2 protein-coding genes are annotated in these 639 nt (G+C 47.6%); one reads left to right on the top strand and one right to left on the bottom strand.

Annotated features, from left to right (window positions below):
• Positions 1–101, bottom strand: a 101-nt coding sequence (locus NOG12_RS13095) for a helix-turn-helix domain-containing protein (RefSeq protein ID WP_313933500.1), incomplete at its 3' end; no start/stop codon positions are given.
• A gap of 43 nt (positions 102–144) precedes the next feature.
• Between NOG12_RS13095 and tnpA the strand changes: the two genes are divergently transcribed.
• Entirely contained in the window at positions 145–573 is a 429-nt protein-coding gene (gene tnpA / locus NOG12_RS13100) for an IS200/IS605 family transposase (protein ID WP_257119926.1), read from the top strand.
• The last annotated feature ends 66 nt before the right edge of the window (positions 574–639 follow it).

Consider the following 639-nt stretch of genomic DNA (forward strand, 5'->3'; position numbering starts at 1 on the left):
TACGCAAAGCGCACAGCACCGAACTGGCGGTTTAAAAATTCCGCCTGCTCAGGTGTGGGATAAATGCGTACTTTCGTGGCCTTTAACATTTCAGCGCTCATTGATATAATTCATTTATTATAAGCTACTAAGGTCATATTTCAAGTGAGTGTGCATCATAAAGAATTGCTATCAGATTACCTTAGAAAACGTCACAGCGTCACCAAGCTGGTTGTTCATCTGGTCTTTACCACCAAGTACCGACGAAAACTGTTCGATGGCTTTATGATTGAGCAGCTGCGTGAAGCATTTGAGTCTGCTTGCGAGAAACTGGAATGTAACCTGCTGGAAATGGACGGTGAAGAAGATCATGTTCATCTGTTGATGGCCTACCCACCGAAACTGGCGATCAGCGTTATGGTGAACAACCTGAAATCGGTTTCATCTCGCCGGATACGTAGACTCAATACCCACGTACCCCGGCAAAGCAAGAGCGCAGCGCTCTGGTCGCGCTCCTATTTTGCCTGTAGCGCAGGTGGTGCAACGATTGAAACGCTGAAAGAATATGTACAAAGTCAGGCCACACCTGACTAGAAACGCTTCGCGTTTCCCGCTTATATCCCCGCCCGATTGGGCGAGGGTTTACGCGGGTTTTGCTAA

The sequence above is a fragment of the Pseudidiomarina fusca genome (assembly GCF_032227045.1).
Classification (GTDB): domain Bacteria; phylum Pseudomonadota; class Gammaproteobacteria; order Enterobacterales; family Alteromonadaceae; genus Pseudidiomarina; species Pseudidiomarina fusca.